The organism is Shigella dysenteriae (genome assembly GCF_022354085.1).
Classification (GTDB): domain Bacteria; phylum Pseudomonadota; class Gammaproteobacteria; order Enterobacterales; family Enterobacteriaceae; genus Escherichia; species Escherichia coli.
Genome location: NZ_CP055055.1, coordinates 1,572,070 through 1,596,867 on the forward strand (window position 1 = coordinate 1,572,070; position 24,798 = coordinate 1,596,867).

At 51.8% G+C, this 24,798-nt stretch carries 30 protein-coding genes and 1 riboswitch; of the genes, 27 read left to right on the forward strand and 3 right to left on the reverse strand.

Translation table 11 applies throughout. The annotated features are described in order from the left end of the window. Position 1: 1 nt before the first annotated feature. From HUZ68_RS07510 to HUZ68_RS07585, 16 genes are read left to right on the forward strand one after another with little or no spacing between them, the layout of a single operon-like run. On the forward strand, positions 2-1,147 hold the full coding sequence (locus tag HUZ68_RS07510; protein ID WP_089631342.1) for a DUF3383 family protein: 1,146 nt from the start codon (positions 2-4) through the stop codon (positions 1,145-1,147). Between the two features lie 10 nt (positions 1,148-1,157). Next, entirely contained in the window at positions 1,158-1,598 is a 441-nt protein-coding gene (locus HUZ68_RS07515) for a DUF3277 family protein (protein WP_000109249.1), read from the forward strand. Positions 1,599-1,601: 3 nt separating this feature from the next. Then, a complete protein-coding gene (locus HUZ68_RS07520; protein WP_032330416.1) occupies positions 1,602-2,054 on the forward strand; it encodes a phage tail assembly chaperone in 453 nt (150 codons plus the stop codon). 23 nt (positions 2,055-2,077) lie between these two features. After that, positions 2,078-2,242, forward strand: a complete 165-nt coding sequence (locus HUZ68_RS07525) for a DUF6889 family protein (protein WP_071819661.1) — start codon at positions 2,078-2,080, stop codon at positions 2,240-2,242. Next, positions 2,232-4,220: a lytic transglycosylase gene (locus HUZ68_RS07530; protein WP_074459574.1), complete on the forward strand. Its 1,989-nt coding sequence runs from the start codon at positions 2,232-2,234 to the stop codon at positions 4,218-4,220. Before HUZ68_RS07525 ends, HUZ68_RS07530 begins: the two co-directional genes overlap by 11 nt. Further along, positions 4,220-4,807 carry a phage baseplate protein gene (locus HUZ68_RS07535; protein ID WP_001349561.1) on the forward strand — a complete coding sequence of 196 codons (588 nt, stop codon included), beginning with the start codon at positions 4,220-4,222 and terminating at the stop codon, positions 4,805-4,807. Before HUZ68_RS07530 ends, HUZ68_RS07535 begins: the two co-directional genes overlap by 1 nt. Further along, complete coding sequence (locus HUZ68_RS07540) at positions 4,807-5,109, forward strand: phage baseplate plug family protein (RefSeq protein ID WP_047672422.1); 303 nt, start codon at positions 4,807-4,809, stop codon at positions 5,107-5,109. Before HUZ68_RS07535 ends, HUZ68_RS07540 begins: the two co-directional genes overlap by 1 nt. A 2-nt stretch (positions 5,110-5,111) precedes the next feature. Then, positions 5,112-6,173, forward strand: coding sequence for a hypothetical protein (locus HUZ68_RS07545; protein WP_096099609.1), 1,062 nt, complete (start codon positions 5,112-5,114; stop codon positions 6,171-6,173). A gap of 3 nt (positions 6,174-6,176) precedes the next feature. After that, positions 6,177-6,518 (forward strand): hypothetical protein, encoded by a 342-nt coding sequence (locus tag HUZ68_RS07550; RefSeq protein WP_001214054.1) that lies wholly within the window; start codon positions 6,177-6,179, stop codon positions 6,516-6,518. A 53-nt stretch (positions 6,519-6,571) separates the two neighbouring features. Further along, positions 6,572-6,811, forward strand: coding sequence for a DUF4282 domain-containing protein (locus HUZ68_RS07555; protein WP_000466689.1), 240 nt, complete (start codon positions 6,572-6,574; stop codon positions 6,809-6,811). A gap of 59 nt (positions 6,812-6,870) precedes the next feature. Beyond that, positions 6,871-7,623 carry a Gp138 family membrane-puncturing spike protein gene (locus tag HUZ68_RS07560; RefSeq protein ID WP_239594089.1) on the forward strand — a complete coding sequence of 251 codons (753 nt, stop codon included), beginning with the start codon at positions 6,871-6,873 and terminating at the stop codon, positions 7,621-7,623. Beyond that, on the forward strand, positions 7,623-7,976 hold the full coding sequence (locus HUZ68_RS07565; protein ID WP_001270634.1) for a contractile injection system sheath initiator: 354 nt from the start codon (positions 7,623-7,625) through the stop codon (positions 7,974-7,976). Before HUZ68_RS07560 ends, HUZ68_RS07565 begins: the two co-directional genes overlap by 1 nt. Continuing rightward, positions 7,976-9,175: a baseplate J/gp47 family protein gene (locus HUZ68_RS07570; protein WP_239594090.1), complete on the forward strand. Its 1,200-nt coding sequence runs from the start codon at positions 7,976-7,978 to the stop codon at positions 9,173-9,175. Before HUZ68_RS07565 ends, HUZ68_RS07570 begins: the two co-directional genes overlap by 1 nt. Further along, positions 9,172-9,852, forward strand: a complete 681-nt coding sequence (locus HUZ68_RS07575; RefSeq protein ID WP_000049952.1) for a baseplate wedge 1 family protein — start codon at positions 9,172-9,174, stop codon at positions 9,850-9,852. Before HUZ68_RS07570 ends, HUZ68_RS07575 begins: the two co-directional genes overlap by 4 nt. Beyond that, a complete protein-coding gene (locus HUZ68_RS07580; protein ID WP_239594091.1) occupies positions 9,852-10,604 on the forward strand; it encodes a phage tail protein in 753 nt (250 codons plus the stop codon). The genes HUZ68_RS07575 and HUZ68_RS07580 overlap by 1 nt, the downstream gene beginning before the upstream one ends. Next, on the forward strand, positions 10,604-11,206 hold the full coding sequence (locus HUZ68_RS07585; RefSeq protein WP_239594094.1) for a tail fiber assembly protein: 603 nt from the start codon (positions 10,604-10,606) through the stop codon (positions 11,204-11,206). The genes HUZ68_RS07580 and HUZ68_RS07585 overlap by 1 nt, the downstream gene beginning before the upstream one ends. A 392-nt stretch (positions 11,207-11,598) precedes the next feature. Here HUZ68_RS07585 and HUZ68_RS07590 read toward each other — a convergent pair whose 3' ends face one another. Continuing rightward, positions 11,599-12,075, reverse strand: coding sequence for a kinase inhibitor (locus HUZ68_RS07590; RefSeq protein WP_000767391.1), 477 nt, complete (start codon positions 12,073-12,075; stop codon positions 11,599-11,601). A 58-nt stretch (positions 12,076-12,133) separates the two neighbouring features. Next, the gene (gene bioA / locus HUZ68_RS07595) at positions 12,134-13,423 is read right to left on the reverse strand and encodes an adenosylmethionine--8-amino-7-oxononanoate transaminase (RefSeq protein WP_071829052.1); all 1,290 of its coding nucleotides are present in this window, start codon (positions 13,421-13,423) and stop codon (positions 12,134-12,136) included. Between the two features lie 86 nt (positions 13,424-13,509). Between bioA and bioB the strand changes: the two genes are divergently transcribed. The 5 genes from bioB (at position 13,510) to uvrB (ending at position 19,713) form a co-directional block, all read left to right on the forward strand. Next, complete coding sequence (gene bioB / locus HUZ68_RS07600) at positions 13,510-14,550, forward strand: biotin synthase BioB (protein WP_239594097.1); 1,041 nt, start codon at positions 13,510-13,512, stop codon at positions 14,548-14,550. Next, positions 14,547-15,701 carry an 8-amino-7-oxononanoate synthase gene (gene bioF, locus HUZ68_RS07605; protein WP_033815351.1) on the forward strand — a complete coding sequence of 385 codons (1,155 nt, stop codon included), beginning with the start codon at positions 14,547-14,549 and terminating at the stop codon, positions 15,699-15,701. The genes bioB and bioF overlap by 4 nt, the downstream gene beginning before the upstream one ends. Continuing rightward, positions 15,688-16,443 carry a malonyl-ACP O-methyltransferase BioC gene (gene bioC / locus HUZ68_RS07610; protein WP_033815352.1) on the forward strand — a complete coding sequence of 252 codons (756 nt, stop codon included), beginning with the start codon at positions 15,688-15,690 and terminating at the stop codon, positions 16,441-16,443. Before bioF ends, bioC begins: the two co-directional genes overlap by 14 nt. Next, positions 16,436-17,113 (forward strand): dethiobiotin synthase, encoded by a 678-nt coding sequence (gene bioD / locus HUZ68_RS07615; RefSeq protein WP_023307798.1) that lies wholly within the window; start codon positions 16,436-16,438, stop codon positions 17,111-17,113. Before bioC ends, bioD begins: the two co-directional genes overlap by 8 nt. A 578-nt stretch (positions 17,114-17,691) precedes the next feature. Continuing rightward, on the forward strand, positions 17,692-19,713 hold the full coding sequence (gene uvrB, locus HUZ68_RS07620; protein ID WP_000042533.1) for an excinuclease ABC subunit UvrB: 2,022 nt from the start codon (positions 17,692-17,694) through the stop codon (positions 19,711-19,713). 190 nt (positions 19,714-19,903) lie between these two features. On the opposite strand, the gene yvcK is transcribed toward uvrB, so the two are convergent. Continuing rightward, positions 19,904-20,812 carry a uridine diphosphate-N-acetylglucosamine-binding protein YvcK gene (gene yvcK / locus HUZ68_RS07625; RefSeq protein WP_025210319.1) on the reverse strand — a complete coding sequence of 303 codons (909 nt, stop codon included), beginning with the start codon at positions 20,810-20,812 and terminating at the stop codon, positions 19,904-19,906. Between the two features lie 264 nt (positions 20,813-21,076). Beyond that, positions 21,077-21,221, forward strand: a riboswitch (molybdenum cofactor riboswitch). Between yvcK and moaA the strand changes: the two genes are divergently transcribed. From moaA to HUZ68_RS07655, 6 genes are all read left to right on the forward strand, one after another. Continuing rightward, positions 21,209-22,198: a GTP 3',8-cyclase MoaA gene (moaA, locus tag HUZ68_RS07630; protein WP_033815353.1), complete on the forward strand. Its 990-nt coding sequence runs from the start codon at positions 21,209-21,211 to the stop codon at positions 22,196-22,198. It overlaps the preceding riboswitch by 13 nt. Positions 22,199-22,219: 21 nt before the next feature. Next, entirely contained in the window at positions 22,220-22,732 is a 513-nt protein-coding gene (gene moaB / locus HUZ68_RS07635; protein WP_000084639.1) for a molybdenum cofactor biosynthesis protein B, read from the forward strand. Between the two features lie 2 nt (positions 22,733-22,734). Further along, positions 22,735-23,220, forward strand: a complete 486-nt coding sequence (moaC, locus tag HUZ68_RS07640) for a cyclic pyranopterin monophosphate synthase MoaC (RefSeq protein ID WP_000080885.1) — start codon at positions 22,735-22,737, stop codon at positions 23,218-23,220. Then, positions 23,213-23,458, forward strand: a complete 246-nt coding sequence (gene moaD / locus HUZ68_RS07645) for a molybdopterin synthase sulfur carrier subunit (RefSeq protein WP_033815354.1) — start codon at positions 23,213-23,215, stop codon at positions 23,456-23,458. Before moaC ends, moaD begins: the two co-directional genes overlap by 8 nt. 1 nt (position 23,459) lies before the next feature. Further along, a complete protein-coding gene (moaE, locus tag HUZ68_RS07650) occupies positions 23,460-23,912 on the forward strand; it encodes a molybdopterin synthase catalytic subunit MoaE (protein WP_033815355.1) in 453 nt (150 codons plus the stop codon). A gap of 135 nt (positions 23,913-24,047) precedes the next feature. After that, positions 24,048-24,752 carry a Bax inhibitor-1/YccA family protein gene (locus HUZ68_RS07655; RefSeq protein WP_033815356.1) on the forward strand — a complete coding sequence of 235 codons (705 nt, stop codon included), beginning with the start codon at positions 24,048-24,050 and terminating at the stop codon, positions 24,750-24,752. Positions 24,753-24,798 lie beyond the last annotated feature (46 nt).

Below are 24,798 nucleotides of genomic sequence, written 5' to 3' on the forward strand. Positions count from 1 at the left end.
TATGGCACAGGGCTTGCCTGTATCAAACGTTGTTAATGTTGATGTGATCATGTCGCCGCGTGCAGCATCAGGGCGAAATTTTGGTGCATTACTCATTCTCGGCCCGTCCACAATCATTCCGGTAAGTGAGCGCATTCGTCGTTATTCTGCCGCGGAAGATATTGGAAAAGATTTTGGCGTGGAATCACCAGAATATAAAGCTGCGCAGGTGTTTTTCTCACAATCACCGAAACCTCAGGAGGTTTTTGTTGGTCGTTGGGTGAAAACGAAGGGAGACAGCGAACAGGCCACGCCTGAGACGCTGGAGCAGGCTGTGAATGCCATGCTTGATTATACTTCATGGTATGGGCTGGGGATTGCAGACGATGCAGATATTCCGGATGCAGACTGGCTGAAAGTGGCTGCGGCGATCGAATCCTCTTCTGTAAGCCGTATTCTGGCGATTACGACAAGCGATGAAAAATGCCTGCAGACTGCATCCAGCGATGATTTGGCATCAAAACTGAAAACCGCCGGATATTCACGCAGTTTTATTCAGTATTCATCGGGTAATAAATACGCTGCGTTATCTGCATTTGGCCGGGCATTCACGGTTAATTTCAATGGCAGTAATACCGCGATTACGCTCAAGTTTAAGCAGGAGCCGGGTGTCGGGTATGAAACACTGACAGTCAGCCAGGCATCGGCACTTGATGCAAAAAACTGCAATGTGTTCGTGTACTACCAGAATGATACGGCTATCCTCCAGCAGGGAGTGATGGCTAACGGCGATTTCTTTGATGAACGCCACGGCCTGGACTGGTTACAGAATTATGTGCAGACCAACCTCTATAACCTGCTTTATACCAGCACCACGAAAGTACCCCAGACTGAAGCCGGTATTACCCGACTGTTATCAAGTGTTGAAAAATCACTGGATCAGGCCGTTCAGAATGGACTGATTGCTCCGGGCGTATGGAACGGGGGCGACCTTGGTCAGTTGTCATCAGGTGACACGCTGCCCAAAGGTTATTACGTATACGCCCAGCCGCTGGATGAACAGGCACAATCAGAACGTGAAGCCCGTAAGGCTCCGGTGATTCAGGCTGCAATAAAACTTGCAGGCGCGGTTCATTACGCTGACGTACAGATTAACGTTGTTCGCTAAGGGGAAGTGAATGTCTACCTATTCTTTTATGGATGTCACTGCGACGCTGACCGGGCCGACCGGTTCGATTGACCTCGGGTACGGTTCTGCAAGTTCTGAAGAGGGGATTGTGGTTGCGATGGGCGGCCCTAAAAACACCATGACCATCGGTGCTGATGGCGAAGTGATGCACAGTCTCCATGCAGATAAAAGCGGGACGATTACCGTTAACCTTCTGAAGACATCACCGACAAATAAAAAATTGTCGCTGGCGTATAACGCACAGAGCCAGTCTTCTGCCACATGGGGGAATAACGTTATTGTGATCCGAAACAAGGTCAGCGGCGACATCATCACGGCACGTAGTGTTGCGTTCCAGAAACAACCGGATAATGCCAACGCTAAAACCGGTAATACGATGCCGTGGGTGTTTGACTGCGGCAAGATTGACCAGGTTCTCGGGGAGTTTTAATACATGGAATTCGAAATCAAAGGCGTGAAATATCGCGCGGCAAAACTCAGCGTTTTTGATCAGCTGAAAGTGACCCGCAAACTTCTGCCTGTGCTGGCAGGAATGATGTCAGATTTCGGGAGCATTCGCTCCCGTTTGCCTGCTGATGGCAAAATCGACACCGTGAAATTCGAGCAGTTAAAACCGGTGTTTGAAACCATGCTCCCGCGTATCGCTGAGGAACTGTCTTCCCTGACCGAAGATGACACCAGTGCGATTATTCATCCTTGCCTGGCCGTAGTGTCACGTAAGCACATGGACGGATGGACGCCGGTATTCAACAGCGGTCAGCTGATGTTCGATGATATCGACCTGCTAACCATGCTGCAGCTGGTGGCGCGGGTGGTCGCCGATTCGCTGGGAAATTTTTTGCCTACACCCCTTACCAGCACGGCGCAGAGCCTGCAACAGGGCTGACGTTTAACAGCCTGCCGGACGGGCTGTCTTACCTTCTCAATCCGGTTGACGCCGGGTTAATTCCTTATACAGCACTTAAAGATGGCTCTGTCGATTTGTACGACATTGCTCTCTTGAATGACCATCTGGCGGTAAAAGCGGATAACCAGCGGCGCATTGAGAAATGGAGAGAGGATAATGAACGCTGAAACTATTAAAGATTTCCTCGTCTCGCTTGGCTTCAGTGTGGATGATGCAGGCGCGAAAAAGTTCGGTTCTGTCCTCGCCGGTACAACTGCAAATGTCATCAAAATGGGGCTGGCTGTTGAAGGAGCTGCGCTGTCCGTGGTGGCCTTCACGGCTAAGATCGCCTCCGGCCTGGATAATCTTTACTGGGCGTCACAGCGCACCGGCGCGACAGTCCAGGGAATTCAGTCTATTGGCTATGCGGTTTCGCAGGTTGGCGGCAGCGTGGACGCGGCGCGAACCTCTCTGGAAAGCCTCTCCCGGTTTGTTCGTAACAATCCCGGCGCGGAAGGCTTCCTGAATCGCCTGGGCGTACAGACCCGTGATGCCAGCGGCAACATGCGCGACATGGCCGCTATCTTTACGGGTGTCGGACAGAAGCTCAGCAGCATGCCGTATTACCGGGCTAACCAGTATGCGCAGATGCTGGGCATTGACGAAAATACCCTCATGGCGATGCGCCGGGGTGTGGGTGGTTTCTCCGGGCAGTACAGCGCAATGGCGAAAGCTATCGGCTTCAATGCTGACGAGGCGGCCAGAAGCTCCAACAAATTTATGACCTCCCTGCGTGAGTTTGGCGCGATGGCAGGCATGGCCCGTGACAAAATCGGCTCTAATCTTGCGGGTGGGCTTGCGGGTTCGCTGGACACTCTGCGCCGCCATATCCTGGACAACTTCCCGCGTATCGAGCAGACCCTGACGAAAGCCATAAAAGGCATTCTGGCGCTCGGGGATATTATCGGGCGGCTGTTCTTCAGACTGATTGAAGGAACATCAGGCCTCATCACCTGGTGGCAATCGCTGGATAAGCAAACGCGGGAGCTCATCTCGCTGTTTGGCGCGCTGACGATTGCGCTGCGCATTCTGAACAGTACGTTCTGGATGTCGCCGATTGGCCTCATTACCGCGCTGGCGGCGGGGATTGCCCTTCTGTGGGAGGACTATCAGACCTGGAAGGAAGGCGGCGACAGCCTGATTGACTGGGGCAAGTGGAAGCCGGAGGTCGATGCCGCGCTGAAGATGGTTCGTGACCTGAAAGGGTCTGTTAATGAACTGGCGAAAGCGCTGGCGAAACTGCTCAATATTGACCCCAAATCATGGTCCCTGAAGTGGGATTTCAGCAACTTCATCGACCAGATGGGCGAATTCAGCAAAATGCTGAACATGATCGCCGACCTGCTCAACGCTATCAAAGATGGCCGCTGGGCTGATGCCGTCAGCATCGGCAAACAGATACTTAATCAGGGCAGCGAAAATCCGTCAGCGATGCCGATGGTTACAGACAGCGCTAACAGTACTGCCGACTGGATTAAAGAGCACTGGGGATTCGATCCCCGCAGTGTGGGCCGGACGGTACGCGGCTGGTTTGGTGATGATGAGCCGGAACAATATGCACAGGCTACGAAACGAGGAGAACGGAATAACAATCCGGGAAACCTTAATTTTGCTGGTCAGGCAGGGGCTTCTCTTGAACGCCCGGGCGGGCGATTTGCCAGATTTGAAACTGCTTTTGATGGATTACGGGCTCTTGCTCGTCAGTTAATGCTGTACGCCGGACGGGGAATAAACAGTGTGGAGAAAATTATCTCTACCTGGGCACCTGCGTCTGATAATAACAACACAACTGCGTATATCAGGGCTGTATCGCAACGACTGGGAGTGGATCCCCGGGCTGCCCTGAATATGAGCGATCCGCAAACCATGTCAGCATTGATGAGCAGCATTATCCAGCATGAAAATGGAAGAAATATCTATTCTCGAGAGCTGATTAATAAGGCTGCCGTGGCGGGAATTAGTGGCAAAATGACAGAGGTTAACCAGCAAAATACTTACCACATTTACGGTGGCGGAGATCCGCACGCTGTCGGTAATGAGGTTGCACGTCGGCAACAGTCTGCAAATGCTCAGGTCATGCGAAGTAATCAGGTGAGGGTGGGTTAGTGGATATTCTCTCTACACTTTTTCATCAGCAGAGCAGAAAAATAGGAATGATTGTTCCCAGTGTTGTTATTTCAGAGAAGCATACAGATATGCTTGAAATAACAGAGCATCCGGTAGAGGTTGGGGCCGCTGTCGCTGATCATGCCTATAAAAAACCGTCAGAAGTGGTGATGGAGGTTGGTTTCGCCGGTGGCGGCGCATTGCTGGATTTTGCCAGTAATCTGACGGCTACCAGCCTGCTCGGCCTGAGTCCTCAGCAGACGTATCAGGAGCTACTGGATCTGCAGGAAAGCCGTATCCCCTTCGATGTGGTAACCGGTAAACGACTGTACAGCAACATGTTGATCCGGGCGCTGGAAGTGACGACGGACAAGACAACCGAAAACGTCCTGTCCGCCGTCCTCACCCTGAGGGAGGTCCTTATCTCCCGGACACAGCAGATTACCGTCGCGGATAAAACCAACATGAAGGAAGGGGCCAGCACGTCGGCGGTACAGAATAGCGGCAACAAAACCACAAAGCCTCCAGATACTTCACTGCTGAAAAGCATCACGGGTAACGTGGCGTCATTACTGGGAGGCGGCTAATGATAATTCAGGAAATTCCGCTGACAGCGGACAACCAGCAGTTCAGCATCGTCCTGGGTGGTGTCACTTGGCAGATTAGCATCATATGGCGCGATCTTTACTGGATTATGGACCTGCAGAACGACAGAGGGGAGCCGGTAATCTCCGGTATTCCTCTCGTCACTGGCGCTGATCTGCTGGCGCAGTACGCCTGTATGGGGCTTGGTTTTAAGCTGGTGGTGGTCTGCGATGACAACACACAGGATTATCCCTCGAAAACTGATCTGGGTGGCCGCAGTCATTTACTGGTATCAACGGAGTAAGCATGTCACAGAACTGGATGAGACATTTCGAGCTGCAGCTTGTGGACGGGAACGGTCAGGGAATTGAGCTAAGTGATTTCAAAGTCACCTTTACGATCGACTGGTTCAACATCAGCAGCGCGTCCCGGGTAGGGACTATCAAAATTTATAACCTTTCGGCAGATACTGTGAACCGAATTACCGGGCAGGAGTTTTCGAAAGTGCGGCTGATTGCCGGTTACGACGGTATCGCGCCGGAGGTGGCGGCAAGCGACGTCGGGACCGTGCGCGAAGTCGACGCGGCAGATGTGGGCCAGAGTGATGGCCGCAACTACGGGCTGATTTTCAGCGGAGAAATTCGCTACTCGGTCACAGGAAAAGACAGCCCTATTGATTCCTATGTCCTGATTCAGGCAGCAGATACGGATCTGGCATTTGCCACCAGTATAACCTCGCAGACGCTGGCGGCCGGTTACACGGTCGCAGATGTGAACCGTGCGCTGATGAAAGACTTTGAGGCCAAAGGCGCGACCGAAGGACTGACGCCTGAAATGCCTGCTACCGTATTCCCTCGAGGGCGGGTGCTGTTCGGCATGACACGGCATCTTATGGATAACGTGGCCGGACAATGTGGCGCAACATGGCAATTTGTGGACGGTCAGCGCCAGATGGTGGCGAATAACGAGTATGTTCACGACGCGATTGTGCTCAACAGCGCCACCGGGCTTATCGGCATGCCGCAGCAGACTATCGGCAACGGTGTAAACGTCCGCGCTCTTATTAATCCGAACATCCGGGTTAACGGGCTTATTCAGCTGGATCAGGCTTCCGTGTACCGCACCGCGCTGTCGAACAATGATATTGCGATGGCTGGTGGGCAGATCACCGACCAGAACACGGACGGAAATATCACGCTCAGCGGCACCACAGCACAACCTGCCAGCATCGCAACGGATGGCGTTTATATTGTGCGCGGGATTATGTACACTGGCGATACAAGGGGCCAGGCGTGGTACATGGATATGATGTGCGAAGCGCGTGGCGCGGCGGATCTGTATACGCAATCGGCTTTGCAAAGGGGATGAGCAATGAGGGGTATTATTTTTCTGTTAGCTGTCTTTTCTGCGTGCAGCGCGTGGGCGGATGGCTTCACGGTTAAATGCGGTGGCTACACTATGGTTGCAAACCAGGGCGAGTTATCGACAATCAACGGTGAAAGAGTTACCTCTCAAAAAATCACCGAACTGGGTACCAATGGTTTGAAAGTAGACATGGGGCTTATGCCTGCCAAAGACGGTAACAACTACGGCTTTGAATACATTCGTCGCCCTGGTACCGAAACGCGATTCCTGAATGTCCAACTGCTGCAGAACAGCATGGATGCGCCGAAAATCATCGGTTCCTTTCCATGCAAAAAGATTGTTGATTAATCACTCGTAATTATAATGTGGTACTTCTACTTTCACGATAAGGAATTTGTCGCATGTTCGGATTTGATAAATTAATAACTCCAAAAATCATCAACGTTCTGTATGGCATCACAATGTTACTTCTGGTTGTTGCCGCCATTATAACGTTTGTTAATGGGAAGGCTGCTGGCGCTTTAGTGCTTTTGTTATGTGCTGTATTTTGCCGAATATTCTTTGAGTGCATCATGGTGTCATTTAAAAACAATGAGTATCTTCGCCGAATAGCTGAAGCGTTAGAAGCAAACAAGCAGTAATGAAACTTCAATAATGAACCCGCCACCCGGCGGGTTTTTTGCTTTCTGGAGCCTACTAAATGGCAGTATCTGACCAGACCCGCAGCGGCGACCTTGCCGAAACATTCAAATCTGAACGGGAAACAACAAAGAACCAGATCCGTGTCGCCTTGCCTGGCATTGTTCAGTCATTCGATCCCGACGCGGTGACGGCGGTTGTGCAGCCAGCTATCCGTTCGGTTGAAAAGGATAACGACGGTAACCGCATTACCAAAAATTACCCATTGTTGGTGGATGTTCCAGTGGTATTCCCACGTGGCGGAGGATGTACGCTAACGTTTCCGATTAAAGCCGGGGATGAGTGTCTTGTCGTTTTTGCCGATCGTTGTATTGATTTCTGGTGGCAGAGCGGCGGAATACAGGAACCGGTCGATGACAGAATGCATGATTTATCGGATGCGTTTTGTATTGTAGGCCCCCAGTCGCAGGCGAGGAAGATTAGCGGTATTAATACCAGTGCCACACAGTTGCGTAGTGACGATGGCAGCACCTATTTTGAGCTTAATCCTGATACCAGGAAAATTAAAATTGTCGCTCCGGGTGGTCTTGATGTGGTTGCCCCTCTGGCTGATTTTTCTGAGAAAGTAACCATTCATGGCCTGTTAACCTGGATGGGGGGCATGGTGGGGTCTGTTGTTTCTGGTGTGGCTTCAAAAATCACTGGTGTTGTTGAGTTTTTGGGTAGCGTGAAGGCTAACGGCAAGCCAATCGATGATACGCACACTCATGGCGGTGTTCAGCGCGGTGGAAGCAATACCGATGGGGTAAACTGATGCGATACAGACGTGAAGACGCCGATGGCGATTACACCTTTGGCAGCGGTGATGACACCTGGCTGATTAACTCACCGGAGGCCGTGGCGCAGGCGGTAAAAACGCGATTCGAATTGTGGTATGGGCAATGGTTTCTCGACACCACCGAGGGGACTCCGTGGATCCAGTCAGTACTCGGTAAGCAGAAGCCGGAAACCTACAACCTGGCGATCCGTAAGCGCATCCTCGAAACGCGGGGCGTTAAATCAATCCTCTCTTTCAATACGACGGTGGATACCACGACCCGACGTGTCATGTTTTCCGCTGAAATCGACACTCTTTATGGAATAACGACTGTTACATCGGAGGCGTAATGGCTCTGAACCTTGATTCTCTCGGTTTATCTGCAAAGGTAACCGCGGAGGGGATCAGTGCGCCTGATTATCAGACGATACTCAGCACCCTGATTAGCTATTTTCAGCAGATTTATGGCAGTGATGCCTACCTCGAACCGGACAGCAAAGACGGCCAGATGGTGGCTCTGATGGCGCTGGCGATTCATGATGCCAATAATATGGCGATAACTGTCTACAACTGTTTTTCACCGGCAACCGGCTATGGGGCTGCACTGACCAGTAACGTGAAAATAAATGGTATTTCACGTAAAGGCGCGACGAACTCTACGGTTGATTTGCTTCTTACAGGAACTGCCGGAACAACCATCATTAATGGCAGCGTGAAAGACAGTAATAATGTGATATGGCGTTTGCCTGCTTCAGTGGTGGTCGGCGTGGATGGTACAGTGATGGCGACCGCAACATGTTCCGTCAGTGGTGCAGTGGCGGCGCTGGCTGGAACTATCACTGAAATTAATACGCCAACCCGTGGCTGGGTTTCGGTAACTAATCCTGCTGCGGCTACTGTTGGCTCTCCGGCAGAAACTGATGCTGAGTTACGTATCCGCCAGTCGCAAAGTGTTGCGTTGCCATCAATAACCCCATTTGAAGCACTGGATGGTGCTGTTTCTAATGTTACCGGTGTAACCCGCCACAAACTCTATGAAAACGATACTGGTTCGGAGGACGGTAACGGGTTACCGCCACACTCTGTTGCTGTAATTGTGGATGGCGGTGATGTGACGGATATTGCTCAGGCTATCAGAGGGAATAAAGGCCAGGGGACAGCCACTCACGGTACAACATCCGTTACGGTTCCGGATAAATACGGCAATCCCCATGTAATCAAATTCTCGCGTTCCAGTGATGTACCTGTTTATGCCCGGATTAAATTAAAAGTTTTTACGGGTTATACCTCACAGATAGGGCAGCAGATCCAGCAGGCTATTTCCGACTATATCAATAGTCTTACTATCGGTGATTCGGTCCTTTTAAGTCGCATTTACTCACCGGCGAATCTTGGCGTGGTGAGTGGCGGGAATGCACGCTATTACGATATTCAGGAACTGACGATTGGAAAATCCCAGGGGGCTTTGTCGTCATCAAACATTGATATCAGATATAACGAATCTGCGTCCTGTACCCCGGAAAATATCGTTATAACGGTGGAGTCATGAGCAAATACACCGAACTAATCACGAACTACCACGCCACCAAACCTAAATTTCTTGCGCATGTTGATCTGATGACCCGGCCGCTTATTGATGTTGCGGCTGCCACCAGAGGGCTGATTACTGCATTTGATATTGACTCTGCGGTTGGTGTGCAACTTGACATTCTGGGATTGTGGATCGGACGTAGCCGTGTTGTCAGCCAGCCTATCTCAGGTGTCTATTTCAGCTGGGATACCGACGGTCTTGGGTATGATCAGGGGGTATGGCAGGGACCATATGATCCTGATTCAGGATACATGTATCTCAGCGATGAAACTTATCGTGTCATTCTTAAAGCGAAGATTGCGATTAATAACTGGGACGGACGGAATGATTCGCTTCCGGTAATTCTTGACGCGGCAACAGCAGGATCCGGGCTGCGAATGCAGATAGTCGATAACCAGGACATGACGATATCGGTCTGGGTCTTTCCTGATACTGATATTTCAGATGTATCGCGTGAGTTAATTGCGGCAATTAAACAGGGGTATCTCACAGTAAAAGCCGCCGGGGTGTGGGCGGGTGGCATTGAAACGCCTTCGGTGGAAACCCCATCGGAAGGCTCAAAATTTTTTGGTTTTGATATGGATAACGAATTCATCAGTGGTTTTGATGTAGGGGCATGGGGAGTATTACTCTGATGGCGAAAAATGACTTTAAAGCGTTTGCAACGGATCGAAATGCCAATGTTATGTCGCAGGAGGAATGGGAAGCGTTGCCTGCGCTTTTATCCGGATTTACAGCAGGGAAAGCCTCCAGTGCGCAAGTCAATAAGGTTATTCGGCAGGCCAGCTTTATTGCTGCAGCTCTGGCCCAGTTTGTAAGTGATAAAACGCAACGGGATGTGCTTGATAATGGTGATCTGCCCGGTTTTGTTGAATTGCTGGGATCGGGGTTTGCTGTTGAATACCTGAGTCGCAAAAATCCATTTGGCGATATCAAATCGGATGGCACTGTGCAAACGGCTCTCGAAAACCTTGGTTTGGGAGAAGGCTCTGCATTACCCGTAGGTGTGCCTGTTCCGTGGCCTTCAGTCACACCGCCAACAGGCTGGCTGAAATGCAACGGTGCAGCTTTTTCTGCCGAAGAGTATCCGGAACTGGCAAAAGTTTATCCGACAAATAAATTGCCAGATTTACGCGGCGAATTCATTCGTGGGTGGGATGATGGAAGAGGAATTGATTCAGGACGGACTCTCCTGTCTGCTCAGGACGGGAGCATTGAGGCACACGGCCATGATTACAATGGGGTCATCTATACTTCTAGCGGTCCTTCCTGGGCTAATACGACGGCTGCGGGACACCGGGCATATTCGGGATCTACATCATCATATGGCGGGAGCGAAACACGCCCACGCAACATCGCATTTAACTATATCGTGAGGGCTGCATAATGGATAACGCCGTATTAAACAGTGAATTTATTGCCACAGTAGCGGGTGATATTACCGTCTATAACTATGACAACACGACACGGGAATACATTTCATCATCAACAGAATATCTTGCCGTTGGCGTCGGTATCCCGGCATGTTCTTGTTTAGATGCACCAGTTACACATAAAGCTGGTTATGCAATCTGCCGTTCTGCAGATTTTAACTCATGGGAATATGTGCCAGACCATCGCGGTGAAATCATCTATAGCACCGAAACAGGAGAATCGAAAGAAATCACAGCTCTGGGTGATTACCCTGAAAATACAACCACTATCGCCCCGTTAACGCCATTCGATAAATGGGATGGTGAGAAATGGGTGACGGATACCGAGGCACAGCACGGCGCAGCAGTAGATGCAGCAGAAGCACAGCGCCAGTCGCTGATTGATACTGCAATGGCCTCCATCAGTCTGATTCAGCTGAAATTGCAGGCCGGACGTAAACTGACGCAGGCAGAAACAACCCGCCTTAACGCTGTGCTGGATTACATTGACGCGGTGACGGCAACAGATACCAGCACCGCGCCGGATGTCATCTGGCCTGAACTGCCGGAGGCGTAGGCCATTCAATATCTGGCACACAGGACAAAACTGAGACACACAAGGCTTTGCACTGTATTGCAAGGCTTTGTGCTTCTCTGGAGTGCGACATGTTTGATAACAAAAAATTAGCGCAAGAAGACAAAAATCACCTTGCGCTAATGCTCTGTCTCAGGTCACTAATACTATCTAAGTAGTTGATTCATAGTGACTGGATATGTTGTGTTTTGTAGCATCATGTAGTCTATTTTTTAGACTAAAGATATTATAACACATTGATATTAATGGTTTTTAATGTTTCACGTTCAGCTTTTTTATACTAACTTGAGCGAAACGGGAAGGTAAAAAGACAAAAAGTTGTTTTTAATACCTTTAAGTGATACCAGATAGCATTGCGCCATCTGGCAGAGTGATTAACTAAACATCGCGGTAATCGATGCGCTTGCCAGAGAGTGGAAATGAACGTTAAACCCGACCATCGCGCCGCTGGCTCCTTCATCGACATCAATACGCTCTACATCCAGCGCGTGAACGGTAAAAATGTAGCGATGGGTTTCGCCTTTCGGCGGCGCTGCGCCATCGTATCCGGTTTTACCAAAATCGGTACGCGTCTGCAAAACGCCGTCTGGCATTGCTACCAGACCAGAGCCAAACCCTTGCGGTAATACGCGGGTATCAGCGGGTAAATTAACAACTACCCAGTGCCACCAGCCGGAGCCGGTTGGCGCATCCGGGTCGTAGCAGGTGACAACAAAACTTTTCGTTCCCGCAGGAACATCATCCCACGCCAGATGCGGTGAAATATTATCGCCATCGTAACCCATGCCGTTAAAGACATGACGATGCGGCAACTTATCGCCATCGCGCAGATCGTTACTGATGAGTTTCATGAACCCTCCTTTCTAGTTTGCAGAAAGTGTAGCCAGAAACCCTCACGCTGACTTCCCGTTATTGGCAAAAAAATGTTTCATCCTGTACCGCGCGGTTAACCGCTGCGGTCAGACGCTGCAACTGTTGCGGGAGAATAATATAGGGCGGCATCAGGTAAATCAGTTTGCCAAAAGGCCGGATCCAGACACCCTGTTCGACAAAGAATTTTTGCAGCGCCGCCATATTCACCGGACGAGTGGTTTCGACCACACCGATTGCCCCCAGTACGCGCACATCGGCAACCATTTCGGCATCACGGGCTGGTGCCAGTTGCTCGCGTAGCTGTGCTTCAATAGCCGCTACCTGTTGCTGCCAGTCGCCAGATTCGAGAATCGCCAGGCTGGCGTTAGCTGCCGCGCAGGCCAGCGGATTACCCATAAAAGTTGGCCCGTGCATAAAGCAGCCGGCTTCACCGTTACTGATGGTTTCTGCAACCTCGCGCGTGGTGAGTGTGGCGGAAAGGGTCATTGTGCCGCCAGTTAAGGCTTTACCGAGGCACAAAATGTCCGGCGCGATTTCTGCATATTCACAGGCAAACAGTTTGCCGGTACGACCAAATCCGGTGGCGATCTCGTCGGCAATCAGCAAGATACCTTCGCGATCGCACATTTTGCGGATTCGTTTTAACCATTCCGGATGGTAGATGCGCATCCCGCCTGCGCCCTGGACAATCGGTTCAATGATCACCGCCGCGATTTCATGACGATGCGCCGCCATCAGGCGGGCAAAGCCCACCATATCGCGCTCATCCCATTCACCATCCATGCGGCTTTGCGGGGCGGGAGCAAACAAGTTTTCTGGCAGATAGCCTTTCCACAGGCTGTGCATTGAGTTGTCCGGATCGCACACCGACATCGCGCCAAAGGTATCGCCATGATAACCATTGCGGAAGGTCAGAAAACGCTGGCGCGCTTCGCCTTTGGCCTGCCAGTACTGCAACGCCATTTTCATCGCCACTTCCACCGCTACGGAGCCGGAGTCCGCGAGAAAAACGCATTCCAGCGGTTGCGGCGTCATCGCCACCAGTTTGCGGCACAGCTCAATGGCTGGCGCATGGGTGATACCGCCAAACATCACATGCGACATGGCATCAATTTGCGACTTCATCGCCGCATTAAGCTGCGGGTGATTGTAACCGTGGATCGCCGCCCACCAGGACGACATACCGTCAACCAGGCGTCTGCCGTCAGACAAAATTAGCTCGCAACCTTCGGCGCTCGCCACCGGATAAACCGGTAGCGGGGAGGTCATGGATGTGTATGGGTGCCAGATATGGCGTTGGTCAAAGGCAAGATCGTCCGTTGTCATAATCGACTTGTAAACCAAATTGAAAAGATTTAGGTTTACGAGTCTACACCGAATTAACAACAAAAAACACGTTTTGGAGAAGCCCCATGGCTCACCGCCCACGCTGGACATTGTCGCAAGTCACAGAATTATTTGAAAAACCGTTGCTGGATCTGCTGTTTGAAGCGCAGCAGGTGCATCGCCAGCATTTCGATCCTCGTCAGGTGCAGGTCAGCACGTTGCTGTCGATTAAGACCGGAGCTTGTCCGGAAGATTGCAAATACTGCCCGCAAAGCTCGCGCTACAAAACCGGGCTGGAAGCCGAGCGGTTGATGGAAGTTGAACAGGTGCTGGAGTCGGCGCGCAAAGCGAAAGCGGCAGGATCGACGCGCTTCTGTATGGGCGCGGCGTGGAAGAATCCCCACGAACGCGATATGCCATACCTGGAACAAATGGTGCAGGGAGTAAAAGCGATGGGGCTGGAGGCGTGTATGACGCTGGGTACGTTGAGTGAATCTCAGGCGCAGCGCCTTGCGAATGCCGGGCTGGATTACTACAACCATAACCTCGACACCTCGCCGGAGTTTTACGGCAATATCATCACCACACGTACTTATCAGGAACGCCTTGATACGCTGGAAAAAGTGCGCGATGCCGGGATCAAAGTCTGCTCAGGTGGCATTGTGGGTTTAGGCGAAACGGTAAAAGATCGCGCCGGATTATTACTGCAACTGGCAAACCTGCCGACGTCGCCGGAAAGCGTGCCAATCAACATGCTGGTGAAGGTGAAAGGTACTCCACTGGCAGATAACGATGATGTCGATGCCTTTGATTTTATTCGCACCATTGCAGTAGCGCGGATCATGATGCCGACCTCTTACGTGCGCCTTTCTGCCGGACGTGAGCAGATGAATGAACAGACTCAGGCAATGTGCTTTATGGCTGGCGCAAACTCGATTTTCTACGGTTGCAAACTGCTAACCACGCCGAATCCGGAAGAAGATAAAGACCTGCAACTGTTTCGCAAACTGGGGCTAAATCCGCAGCAAACTGCCGTGCTGGCGGGCGATAACGAACAACAGCAGCGTCTGGAACAGGCACTGATGACCCCGGACACTGACGAATATTACAACGCGGCAGCACTATGAGCTGGCAGGATAAAATCAACGCGGCGCTCGATGCGCGGCGTGCTGCCGATGCCCTGCGTCGCCGTTATCCAGTGGCGCAAGGAGCCGGACGCTGGCTGGTGGCGGACGATCGCCAGTATCTGAACTTTTCCAGTAACGATTATTTAGGTTTAAGCCATCATCCGCAAATTATCCGTGCCTGGAAGCAGAGTGCGGAGCAATTTGGCGTCGGTAGCGGCGGTTCCGGTCACGTCAGCGGTTATAGCGTGGCGCATCAGGCGCTGGAAGAAGAACTGGCCGAGTGGCTGGGCTATTCACGGGCACTGCTGTTTATCTCTGGTTTTGCCGCTAATCAGGCGGTCATTGCCGCGATGATGGCGAAAGAGGACCGTATTGTTGCCGACCGGCTTAGCCATGCCTCATTGCTGGAGGCTGCCAGTTTAAGCCCGTCGCAGCTTCGCCGTTTTATCCATAACGATGTCGCTCATCTGGCGCGACTGCTTGCTTCCCCCTGTCCGGGGCAGCAACTGGTGGTGACAGAAGGCGTGTTCAGCATGGACGGCGATAGTGCGCCACTGGCGGAAATCCAGCAGGTAACGCAACAGCACAATGGCTGGTTGATGGTCGATGATGCCCACGGCACGGGCGTTATCGGGGAGCAGGGGCGCGGCACCTGCTGGTTGCAAAAGGTAAAACCAGAATTGCTGGTAGTGACTTTTGGCAAAGGATTTGGCGTCAGCGGGGCAGCGGTGCTTTGCTCCAGTACGGTGGCGGATTATCTGCTGCAATTCGCCCGCCATCTTATCTACAGCACCAGTATGCCGCCCGCTCAGGCGCAGGCATTACGTGCGTCACTGGCGGTCATTCGCAGTGATGAGGGTGATGCACGGCGCGAAAAACTGGCGGCACTCATTACGCGTTTTCGTGCCGGAGTACAGGATTTGCCGTTTACGCTTGCTGATTCATGCAGCGCCATCCAGCCATTGATCGTCGGTGATAACAGCCGTGCGTTACAACTGGCAGAAAAACTGCGCCAGCAAGGCTGCTGGGTCACGGCGATTCGCCCGCCAACCGTACCCGCTGGTACTGCGCGACTGCGCTTAACACTAACCTCCGCGCATGAAATGCAGGATATCGACCGTCTGCTGGAGGTGCTGCATGGCAACGGTTAATAAACAAGCCATTGCAGCGGCATTTGGTCGGGCAGCCGCGCACTATGAGCAACACGCAGAGTTACAGCGCCAGAGTGCTGACGTCTTACTGGCAATGCTCCCACAGCGTAAATACACCCACGTACTGGATGCGGGTTGTGGACCTGGCTGGATGAGCCGTCATTGGCGGGAACGTCACGTGCAGGTGACGGCGTTAGATCTCTCGCCGCCAATGCTTATTCAGGCACGCCAGAAGGATGCAGCAGACCATTATCTGGCGGGAGATATCGAATCCCTGCCGTTAGCGACTGCGACGTTCGATCTTGCATGGAGCAATCTCGCGGTGCAGTGGTGCGGTAATTTATCCACGGCACTCCGCGAGCTGTATCGGGTGGTGCACCCCGGAGGCGTGGTCGCGTTTACCACGCTGGTGCAGGGATCGTTACCCGAACTGCATCAGGCGTGGCAGGCGGTGGACGAGCGCCCGCATGCTAATCGCTTTTTACCGCCAGATGAAATCGAACAGTCGCTGAACGGCGTGCATTATCAACATCGTATTCAGCCCATCACACTATGGTTTGATGATGCGCTCAGTGCCATGCGTTCGCTGAAAGGCATCGGTGCCACGCATCTTCATGAAGGGCGCGACCAGCGAATATTAACGCGTTCACAGTTGCAGCGATTGCAACTGGCCTGGCCGCAACAACAGGGGCGATATCCTCTGACGTATCATCTTTTTTTGGGAGTGATTGTTCGTGAGTAAACGTTATTTTGTCACCGGAACGGATACCGAAGTGGGGAAAACTGTCGCCAGTTGTGCACTTTTACAAGCCGCAAAGGCAGCAGGCTATCGGACGGCAGGTTATAAACCGGTCGCCTCTGGCAGCGAAAAGACCCCGGAGGGTTTACGTAATAGTGACGCGCTGGCGTTACAGCGCAACAGCAGCCTGCAGCTGGATTACGCAACGGTAAATCCTTACACCTTCGCAGAACCCACCTCACCGCACATCATCAGCGCGCAAGAGGGCAGGCCGATAGAATCATCGGTAATGAGCGCCGGATTACGCGCGCTTGAACAACAGGCTGACTGGGTGTTAGTGGAAGGCGCTGGCGGCTGGTTTACGCCCCTTTCTGACACTTTCACTTTTGCGGATTGGGTAACACAGGAACAACTGCCGGTAATACTGGTGGTTGGCGTGAAACTTGGCTGTATTAATCACGCGATGTTGACGGCACAGGCGATACAACACGCCGGGCTGACTCTGGCGGGTTGGGTGGCGAACGATGTCACGCCTCCGGGAAAACGTCACGCTGAATATATGACCACGCTCACCCGCATGATTCCCGCGCCGCTGCTGGGAGAGATCCCCTGGCTTGCAGAAAATCCAGAAAATGCGGCAACCGGAAAGTACATAGACCTTGCCTTGTTGTAGCTATCCTGTATTTGGTTAAATTGCGAGCGAGATCGCGTCTTCGATTGACTGCAATTTAACCAATTAAATTCTAAAATAATCACGAAAAAAATTTTACTTCCGCATCATGCGGCGAATGTGGGAATTGCCCAGGCGGCGGGGGATAGGGGCTGCAGACAGTTATCCACTATTCCTGTGGATAACCATGTGTATTAGAGTTAGAAAACACGAGGCAAGCGAGAGAATACGCGGCTTGCACGCGAATTGGCGTTAAAGACGGCTCAAAGAAATATCTTTTATTTTTTAACTGGTTAGATAATTGCAATGGCAGTCACTGAACAGGCATCTCTTGCCATAAAACTGACATCACTCATCTTGACAAATGTTAAAAAAGCCGTTGCTTTGGGGATAACCCGGTAAGGTCCGAGTTTTATCTCGCCACAGAGTAAATTTTGCTCATGATTGACAGCGGAGTTTACGCTGTAACAGAAATATTATGGTGATGAACTGTTTTTTTATCCAGTATAATTTGTTGGCATAATTAAGTACGACGAGTAAAATTACATACCTGCCCGCCCAACTCCTTCAGGTAGCGACTCATGAGTAAACCGTTCAAACTGAATTCCGCTTTTAAACCTTCTGGCGATCAGCCAGAGGCGATTCGACGTCTCGAAGAGGGGCTGGAAGATGGCCTGGCGCACCAGACGTTACTTGGTGTGACTGGTTCCGGGAAAACCTTCACCATTGCCAATGTCATTGCTGACCTTCAGCGCCCTACCATGGTACTTGCGCCCAACAAAACGCTGGCGGCCCAGCTGTATGGCGAAATGAAAGAGTTCTTCCCGGAAAACGCGGTGGAATATTTCGTCTCCTACTACGACTACTATCAGCCAGAAGCCTATGTACCGAGTTCCGACACCTTCATTGAGAAAGATGCCTCGGTAAACGAACATATCGAACAGATGCGTTTGTCCGCCACCAAAGCGATGCTGGAGCGGCGTGATGTGGTTGTGGTCGCGTCTGTTTCCGCGATTTATGGTCTGGGCGATCCTGATTTATATCTCAAGATGATGCTCCATCTCACGGTCGGTATGATTATCGATCAGCGCGCGATTCTGCGCCGACTGGCGGAGCTGCAATACGCTCGTAATGATCAAGCATTCCAGCGTGGTACTTTCCGTGTTCGTGGCGAGGTGATTGATATCTTCCCGGCAGAATCGGATGACATTGCACTTCGCGTGGAACTGTTTGACGAGGAAGTGGAACGATTGTCGTTATTTGACCCGCTAACCGGGCAGATTGTTTCCACCATTCCACGTTTTACCATCTACCCGAAAACGCACTACGTCACACCGCGCGAGCGCATCGTACAGGCGATGGAGGAGATCAAAGAAGAGCTGGCCGCCAGACGCAAAGTGCTATTGGAAAACAACAAACTGCTGGAAGAGCAGCGGCTGACCCAGCGTACCCAGTTTGATCTGGAGATGATGAACGAGCTGGGCTACTGTTCGGGGATTGAAAACTACTCGCGCTTCCTCTCTGGTCGTGGACCGGGTGAGCCACCGCCGACGCTGTTTGATTACCTGCCTGCCGATGGGCTGCTGGTGGTCGATGAATCTCACGTCACCATTCCACAAATTGGCGGCATGTATCGCGGTGACCGGGCGCGTAAAGAGACACTGGTGGAATACGGCTTCCGCCTGCCATCAGCGCTGGATAACCGTCCGCTGAAATTTGAAGAGTTCGAAGCATTAGCGCCGCAAACCATCTATGTTTCGGCGACGCCAGGTAATTATGAGCTGGAAAAATCCGGCGGCGATGTGGTGGATCAGGTGGTGCGTCCAACCGGATTGCTTGATCCGATTATCGAAGTGCGGCCAGTGGCGACACAGGTTGATGATCTTCTTTCGGAGATTCGTCAGCGAGCGGCAATTAACGAACGCGTACTGGTCACCACACTGACCAAGCGGATGGCGGAAGATCTCACCGAATATCTCGAAGAACATGGCGAGCGCGTGCGTTATCTTCACTCGGATATCGACACCGTCGAACGTATGGAGATTATCCGCGACTTGCGTCTGGGTGAGTTCGACGTGCTGGTGGGGATCAACTTACTGCGCGAAGGTCTGGATATGCCGGAGGTTTCGCTGGTGGCGATCCTCGACGCTGACAAAGAAGGCTTCCTGCGTTCCGAACGTTCGTTGATCCAGACCATTGGTCGTGCGGCACGTAACGTTAACGGTAAAGCGATTCTCTACGGCGATAAGATCACCCCATCAATGGCGAAAGCGATTGGCGAAACCGAACGTCGCCGCGAGAAACAGCAGAAGTACAACGAGGAACACGGCATTACGCCGCAAGGCTTGAACAAGAAAGTGGTCGATATCCTGGCGTTGGGGCAGAACATTGCTAAAACCAAAGCGAAGGGCAGAGGAAAATCGCGCCCGATTGTTGAGCCGGATAATGTGCCGATGGATATGTCGCCTAAAGCGTTGCAGCAGAAGATCCATGAACTGGAAGGGTTGATGATGCAACACGCGCAAAATCTGGAGTTCGAAGAAGCGGCACAAATTCGTGACCAGTTGCATCAGTTGCGTGAATTGTTTATCGCGGCCTCGTGACAGGATAACGAAGAAGACAGATGACAAAAGCAAAATTGCCTGATGTGCTACGCTTATCAGGCCTACATGATTCTGCAATACATTGAATTAGCGCGGTTTGTAGGCCGGATAAGGCGTTCACGCCGCATCCGGCATAAACAACGCGCACTTTGTCTTCAATAGGAAGCCGGAATTTTCCTTCGGATTTCCGTTAACCTAAAGCCTGTAACGCCTTTTCCAGTGCGTTATGCAACAACTGGCGGTCATGACGATACGGAATATCGCTGGCCTCCAGCACCTCCTGAATCACAATCCGCTCTTTCACCGCCGAGACATCCACTTTTGGCCCGACGATGACCGCATCAATGACCTTTTTACCAACATACTGCTCCATAATTGCCAGCTTGCTTTCCAGCTTCAGATTAGCCGCAGGTAAACTCAACTCACGCCCCAGATTGCCGATATAGACCATCGGCGCTGGCGTGCGGCGTAATGCCTGTGCGATTTCCTTCAGCAGCAGAATTGGCATCAGGCTGGTATAAAAACTGCCAGGCCCAATAATGATGAGATCCGCTTCATTGATAGCGTGAACCGCCTCACGCGTTGCGGGTACATTAGGCGTTAACAATAACTCTTGAATCGGCGTAGTTAACTGGTCGATATTGACCTCGCCGTAAACTTCATGCCCCTGATCGTCAATCGCCATCAGATCAACGGGATGCTCCGACATCGGAATCAAATGTGCGTCCACTTTCAGCAGATTGCGAATCAGATTAATCGCTTCAAGAGGCCGCACGCTAAGGTGATCCAGTGCCTTCAACATCAGGTTTCCAAGGTTGTGCCCGGAAAGTTCGCCATTACCGCCGAAACGATATTCAAACATTGCGGAAGCGACGCTGGGTTCAGTTATCAGCTGGTTAAGGCAGTTGCGCATATCGCCCCAGGCAATGCCGCCTTCTGAACGGCGAATACGCCCCGTCGAGCCACCATTATCCGTGGTGGTGACGATACCCGTTAAACGAGAACCCAAAGACGAAAGTGATGAGAGAACGCGTCCCAGTCCATGCCCTCCGCCGAGAGCAACGACACGATCAAGATCAGCCAGCGTACGATTGCGCATATAGTTTCCTGGAGTCAGATTATCCGCGCTACAGTAGCGCAAATTGCGGGGAAACAGCAATTAACCTGCCAATATTGAGGATACAAACTATTTTCTTCTACCTCTAAAGGACGATGCACGCTATGCCTCCCTGATGATGTATATCAAAGTAAAACCGCCATTTTCCCTTATTCTGTAGCGAAATAGCACGATCATGACGCTATATACATGATTACATAGCAAAAGTGTAGATGGTAAAAATCTCATTTACACGCTAGTATCGGCTTAACCACTAAACACTCTAGCCTCTGCACCTGGGTCAACTGATACGGTGCTTTGGCCGTGACAATGCTCGTAAAGATTGCCACCAGGGCGAAGGAAGAAATGACTTCGCCTCCCGTATCTGGAAAGGTGTACATGGCTTCACAACTGACTGATGCATTTGCGCGTAAGTTTTACTACTTGCGCCTGTCGATTACCGATGTGTGTAACTTTCGTTGCACCTACTGCCTGCCGGATGGCTACAAACCGAGCGGCGTCACCAATAAAGGCTTTCTGACCGTCGATGAAATTCGCCGGGTTACGCGCGCCTTCGCCAGTCTGGGCACCGAAAAAGTGCGCCTGACAGGCGGTGAGCCGTCTTTACGCCGCGACTTTACCGATATCATCGCCGCTGTGCGAGAAAACGACGCTATTCGCCAGATTGCTGTCACCACCAATGGTTACCGTCTGGAACGCGATGTGGCGAACTGGCGCGATGCGGGACTTACTGGCATTAACGTCAGCGTCGACAGTCTGGACGCCCGCCAGTTTCATGCCATTACCGGCCAGGATAAATTCAATCAGGTGATGGCAGGGATCGATGCTGCATTTGAGGCCGGTTTTGAGAAGGTCAAAGTCAATACCGTGCTGATGCGTGATGTGAATCATCACCAGCTCGACACCTTTCTGAACTGGATCCAGTATCGCCCTATCCAGCTGCGTTTCATCGAACTGATGGAAACGGGCGAGGGCAGCGAGCTTTTCCGTAAGCATCACATCTCTGGTCAGGTTCTGCGTGACGAGCTACTGCGTCGCGGCTGGATCCACCAATTACGTCAACGCAGCGACGGTCCCGCGCAAGTCTTTTGTCATCCGGATTACGCCGGAGAGATTGGCCTTATCATGCCGTATGAAAAAGACTTCTGCGCCACTTGCAACCGCCTGCGCGTTTCCTCCATTGGTAAACTCCATCTCTGCCTGTTTGGTGAAGGCGGCGTTAACCTGCGCGATCTGCTGGAAGACGATACCCAGCAACAGGCGCTGGAAGCGCGTATTTCAGCGGCGCTGCGGGAGAAGAAACAGACCCATTTCCTGCATCAAAACAACACCGGTATTACGCAAAACTTATCGTACATTGGCGGCTAAAACGTCAAAAGGAGAGATCAGATGAGTCAGGTAAGCACTGAATTTATCCCGACCCGTATTGCTATTCTTACGGTTTCTAATCGTCGCGGTGAAGAAGACGATACCTCCGGTCACTATCTGCGCGATTCGGCGCAAGAAGCGGGCCATCACGTTGTCGATAAAGCCATTGTGAAAGAAAACCGCTACGCTATTCGCGCTCAGGTATCTGCGTGGATCGCCAGCGACGATGTACAAGTGGTGTTGATTACGGGTGGTACTGGCCTGACGGAAGGTGATCAGGCTCCCGAAGCATTGCTGCCGTTGTTCGACCGTGAAGTTGAAGGTTTTGGTGAAGTGTTCCGTATGTTGTCGTTTGAAGAGATTGGCACTTCCACGTTGCAATCTCGTGCGGTAGCGGGCGTCGCTAACAAAACGCTGATTTTCGCAATGCCGGGTTCGACCAAAGCGTGCCGTACCGCATGGGAAAATATCATCGCGCCGCAGCTGGATGCCCGTACGCGTCCGTGTAATTTCCATCCACATTTGAAGAAATAAGTATGTCGCAACTGACCCATATCAACGCCGCTGGCGAAGCGCACATGGTGGATGTCTCCGCCAAAGCGGAAACCGTGCGTGAAGCGCGCGCCGAAGCCTTTGTCACCATGCGCAGCGAGACGCTGGCGATGATTATTGATGGTCGCCACCACAAAGGCGACGTATTTGCCACTGCGCGTATTGCCGGTATTCAGGCGGCAAAACGCACCTGGGATCTGATCCCGCTGTGTCATCCGCTGATGCTCAGCAAAGTTGAAGTCAATTTACAGGCCGAGCCGGAGCACAATCGGGTGCGTATAGAAACCTTATGCCGCCTGACCGGGAAAACCGGTGTCGAAATGGAAGCGTTAACCGCGGCCTCCGTGGCGGCGCTGACCATTTATGACATGTGCAAAGCGGTGCAAAAAGATATGGTGATTGGTCCGGTACGTTTGCTGGCGAAGAGCGGCGGCAAGTCGGGTGACTTTAAGGTGGAAGCGGATGATTAAAGTTCTTTTTTTCGCCCAGGTGCGCGAGTTGGTAGGAACAGATGCAACCGAAGTGGCTGCGGATTTCCCAACCGTTGAAGCGTTACGCCAACACCTGGCTGCGCAGAGCAATCGCTGGGCGCTGGCGCTGGAAGATGGCAAATTACTGGCTGCCGTCAACCAGACGCTGGTGAGTTTTGACCATCCGCTGACTGACGGCGACGAAGTAGCTTTCTTCCCGCCGGTAACCGGAGGTTAAGATGGCAGAAACCAAAATTGTTGTTGGTCCGCAGCCGTTCAGCGTAGGAGAAGAGTACCCGTGGCTGGCGGAGCGTGACGAAGACGGTGCGGTAGTCACCTTTACCGGTAAGGTGCGCAACCATAACCTGGGCGACAGCGTCAAAGCATTAACCCTCGAACACTATCCGGGGATGACTGAAAAAGCACTGGCAGAAATTGTCGATGAAGCGCGTAACCGATGGCCGCTTGGGCGCGTCACGGTGATTCACCGCATCGGGGAATTATGGCCGGGCGATGAAATCGTTTTTGTCGGTGTCACCAGTGCGCATCGCAACAGTGCGTTTGAAGCCGGGCAGTTTATTATGGATTATCTCAAAACCCGCGCACCGTTCTGGAAGCGCGAAGCCACGCCTGAAGGCGACCGCTGGGTCGAAGCTCGGGAGAGCGATCAGCAGGCAGCAAAACGCTGGTAGTTTTTTTTAGCCGGATAAGGCACCGCTGCATCCGGCAATTTTGCCGCTCAGTACATGCGTTTACGCTGCGTCGATGCACAGCCTCATCATTTTGCAGTATCCTTAAGATATTCCTTATATCTTCAGGAGATCGTCATGGACAGATTCCCACGTTCTGATTCAATTGTACAACCCCGGGCTGGCTTGCAGACTTATATGGCGCAAGTCTATGGCTGGATGACCGTTGGCTTGTTGCTGACCGCATTTGTTGCCTGGTATGCGGCTAATTCCGCGGCCGTGATGGAGCTGTTGTTCACTAACCGTGTCTTTTTAATCGGTCTGATCATCGCGCAATTAGCATTGGTTATTGTGTTATCAGCGATGATTCAAAAGCTGAGCGCAGGTGTAACGACGATGCTCTTTATGCTTTATTCGGCGCTGACGGGTCTTACGCTTTCCAGTATTTTCATTGTTTATACCGCTGCTTCTATCGCCAGTACCTTCGTCGTTACTGCCGGGATGTTCGGCGCAATGAGCCTGTACGGTTACACCACGAAGCGCGATTTAAGTGGCTTTGGCAATATGCTGTTTATGGCGTTAATCGGCATTGTGCTGGCATCGCTGGTCAACTTCTGGCTGAAAAGCGAAGCATTGATGTGGGCCGTCACCTATATCGGTGTGATTGTTTTTGTGGGGCTGACCGCATACGACACCCAGAAACTGAAAAACATGGGTGAGCAGATTGATACCCGCGACAGCTCTAACCTGCGTAAATATTCCATTCTTGGCGCGTTAACCTTGTATCTGGACTTCATCAACCTGTTCCTGATGTTGCTGCGAATTTTTGGCAATCGTCGTTAATTCTTTTTTCACCATCAATATCCCGGCCATGTGTCGGGATTTTTTT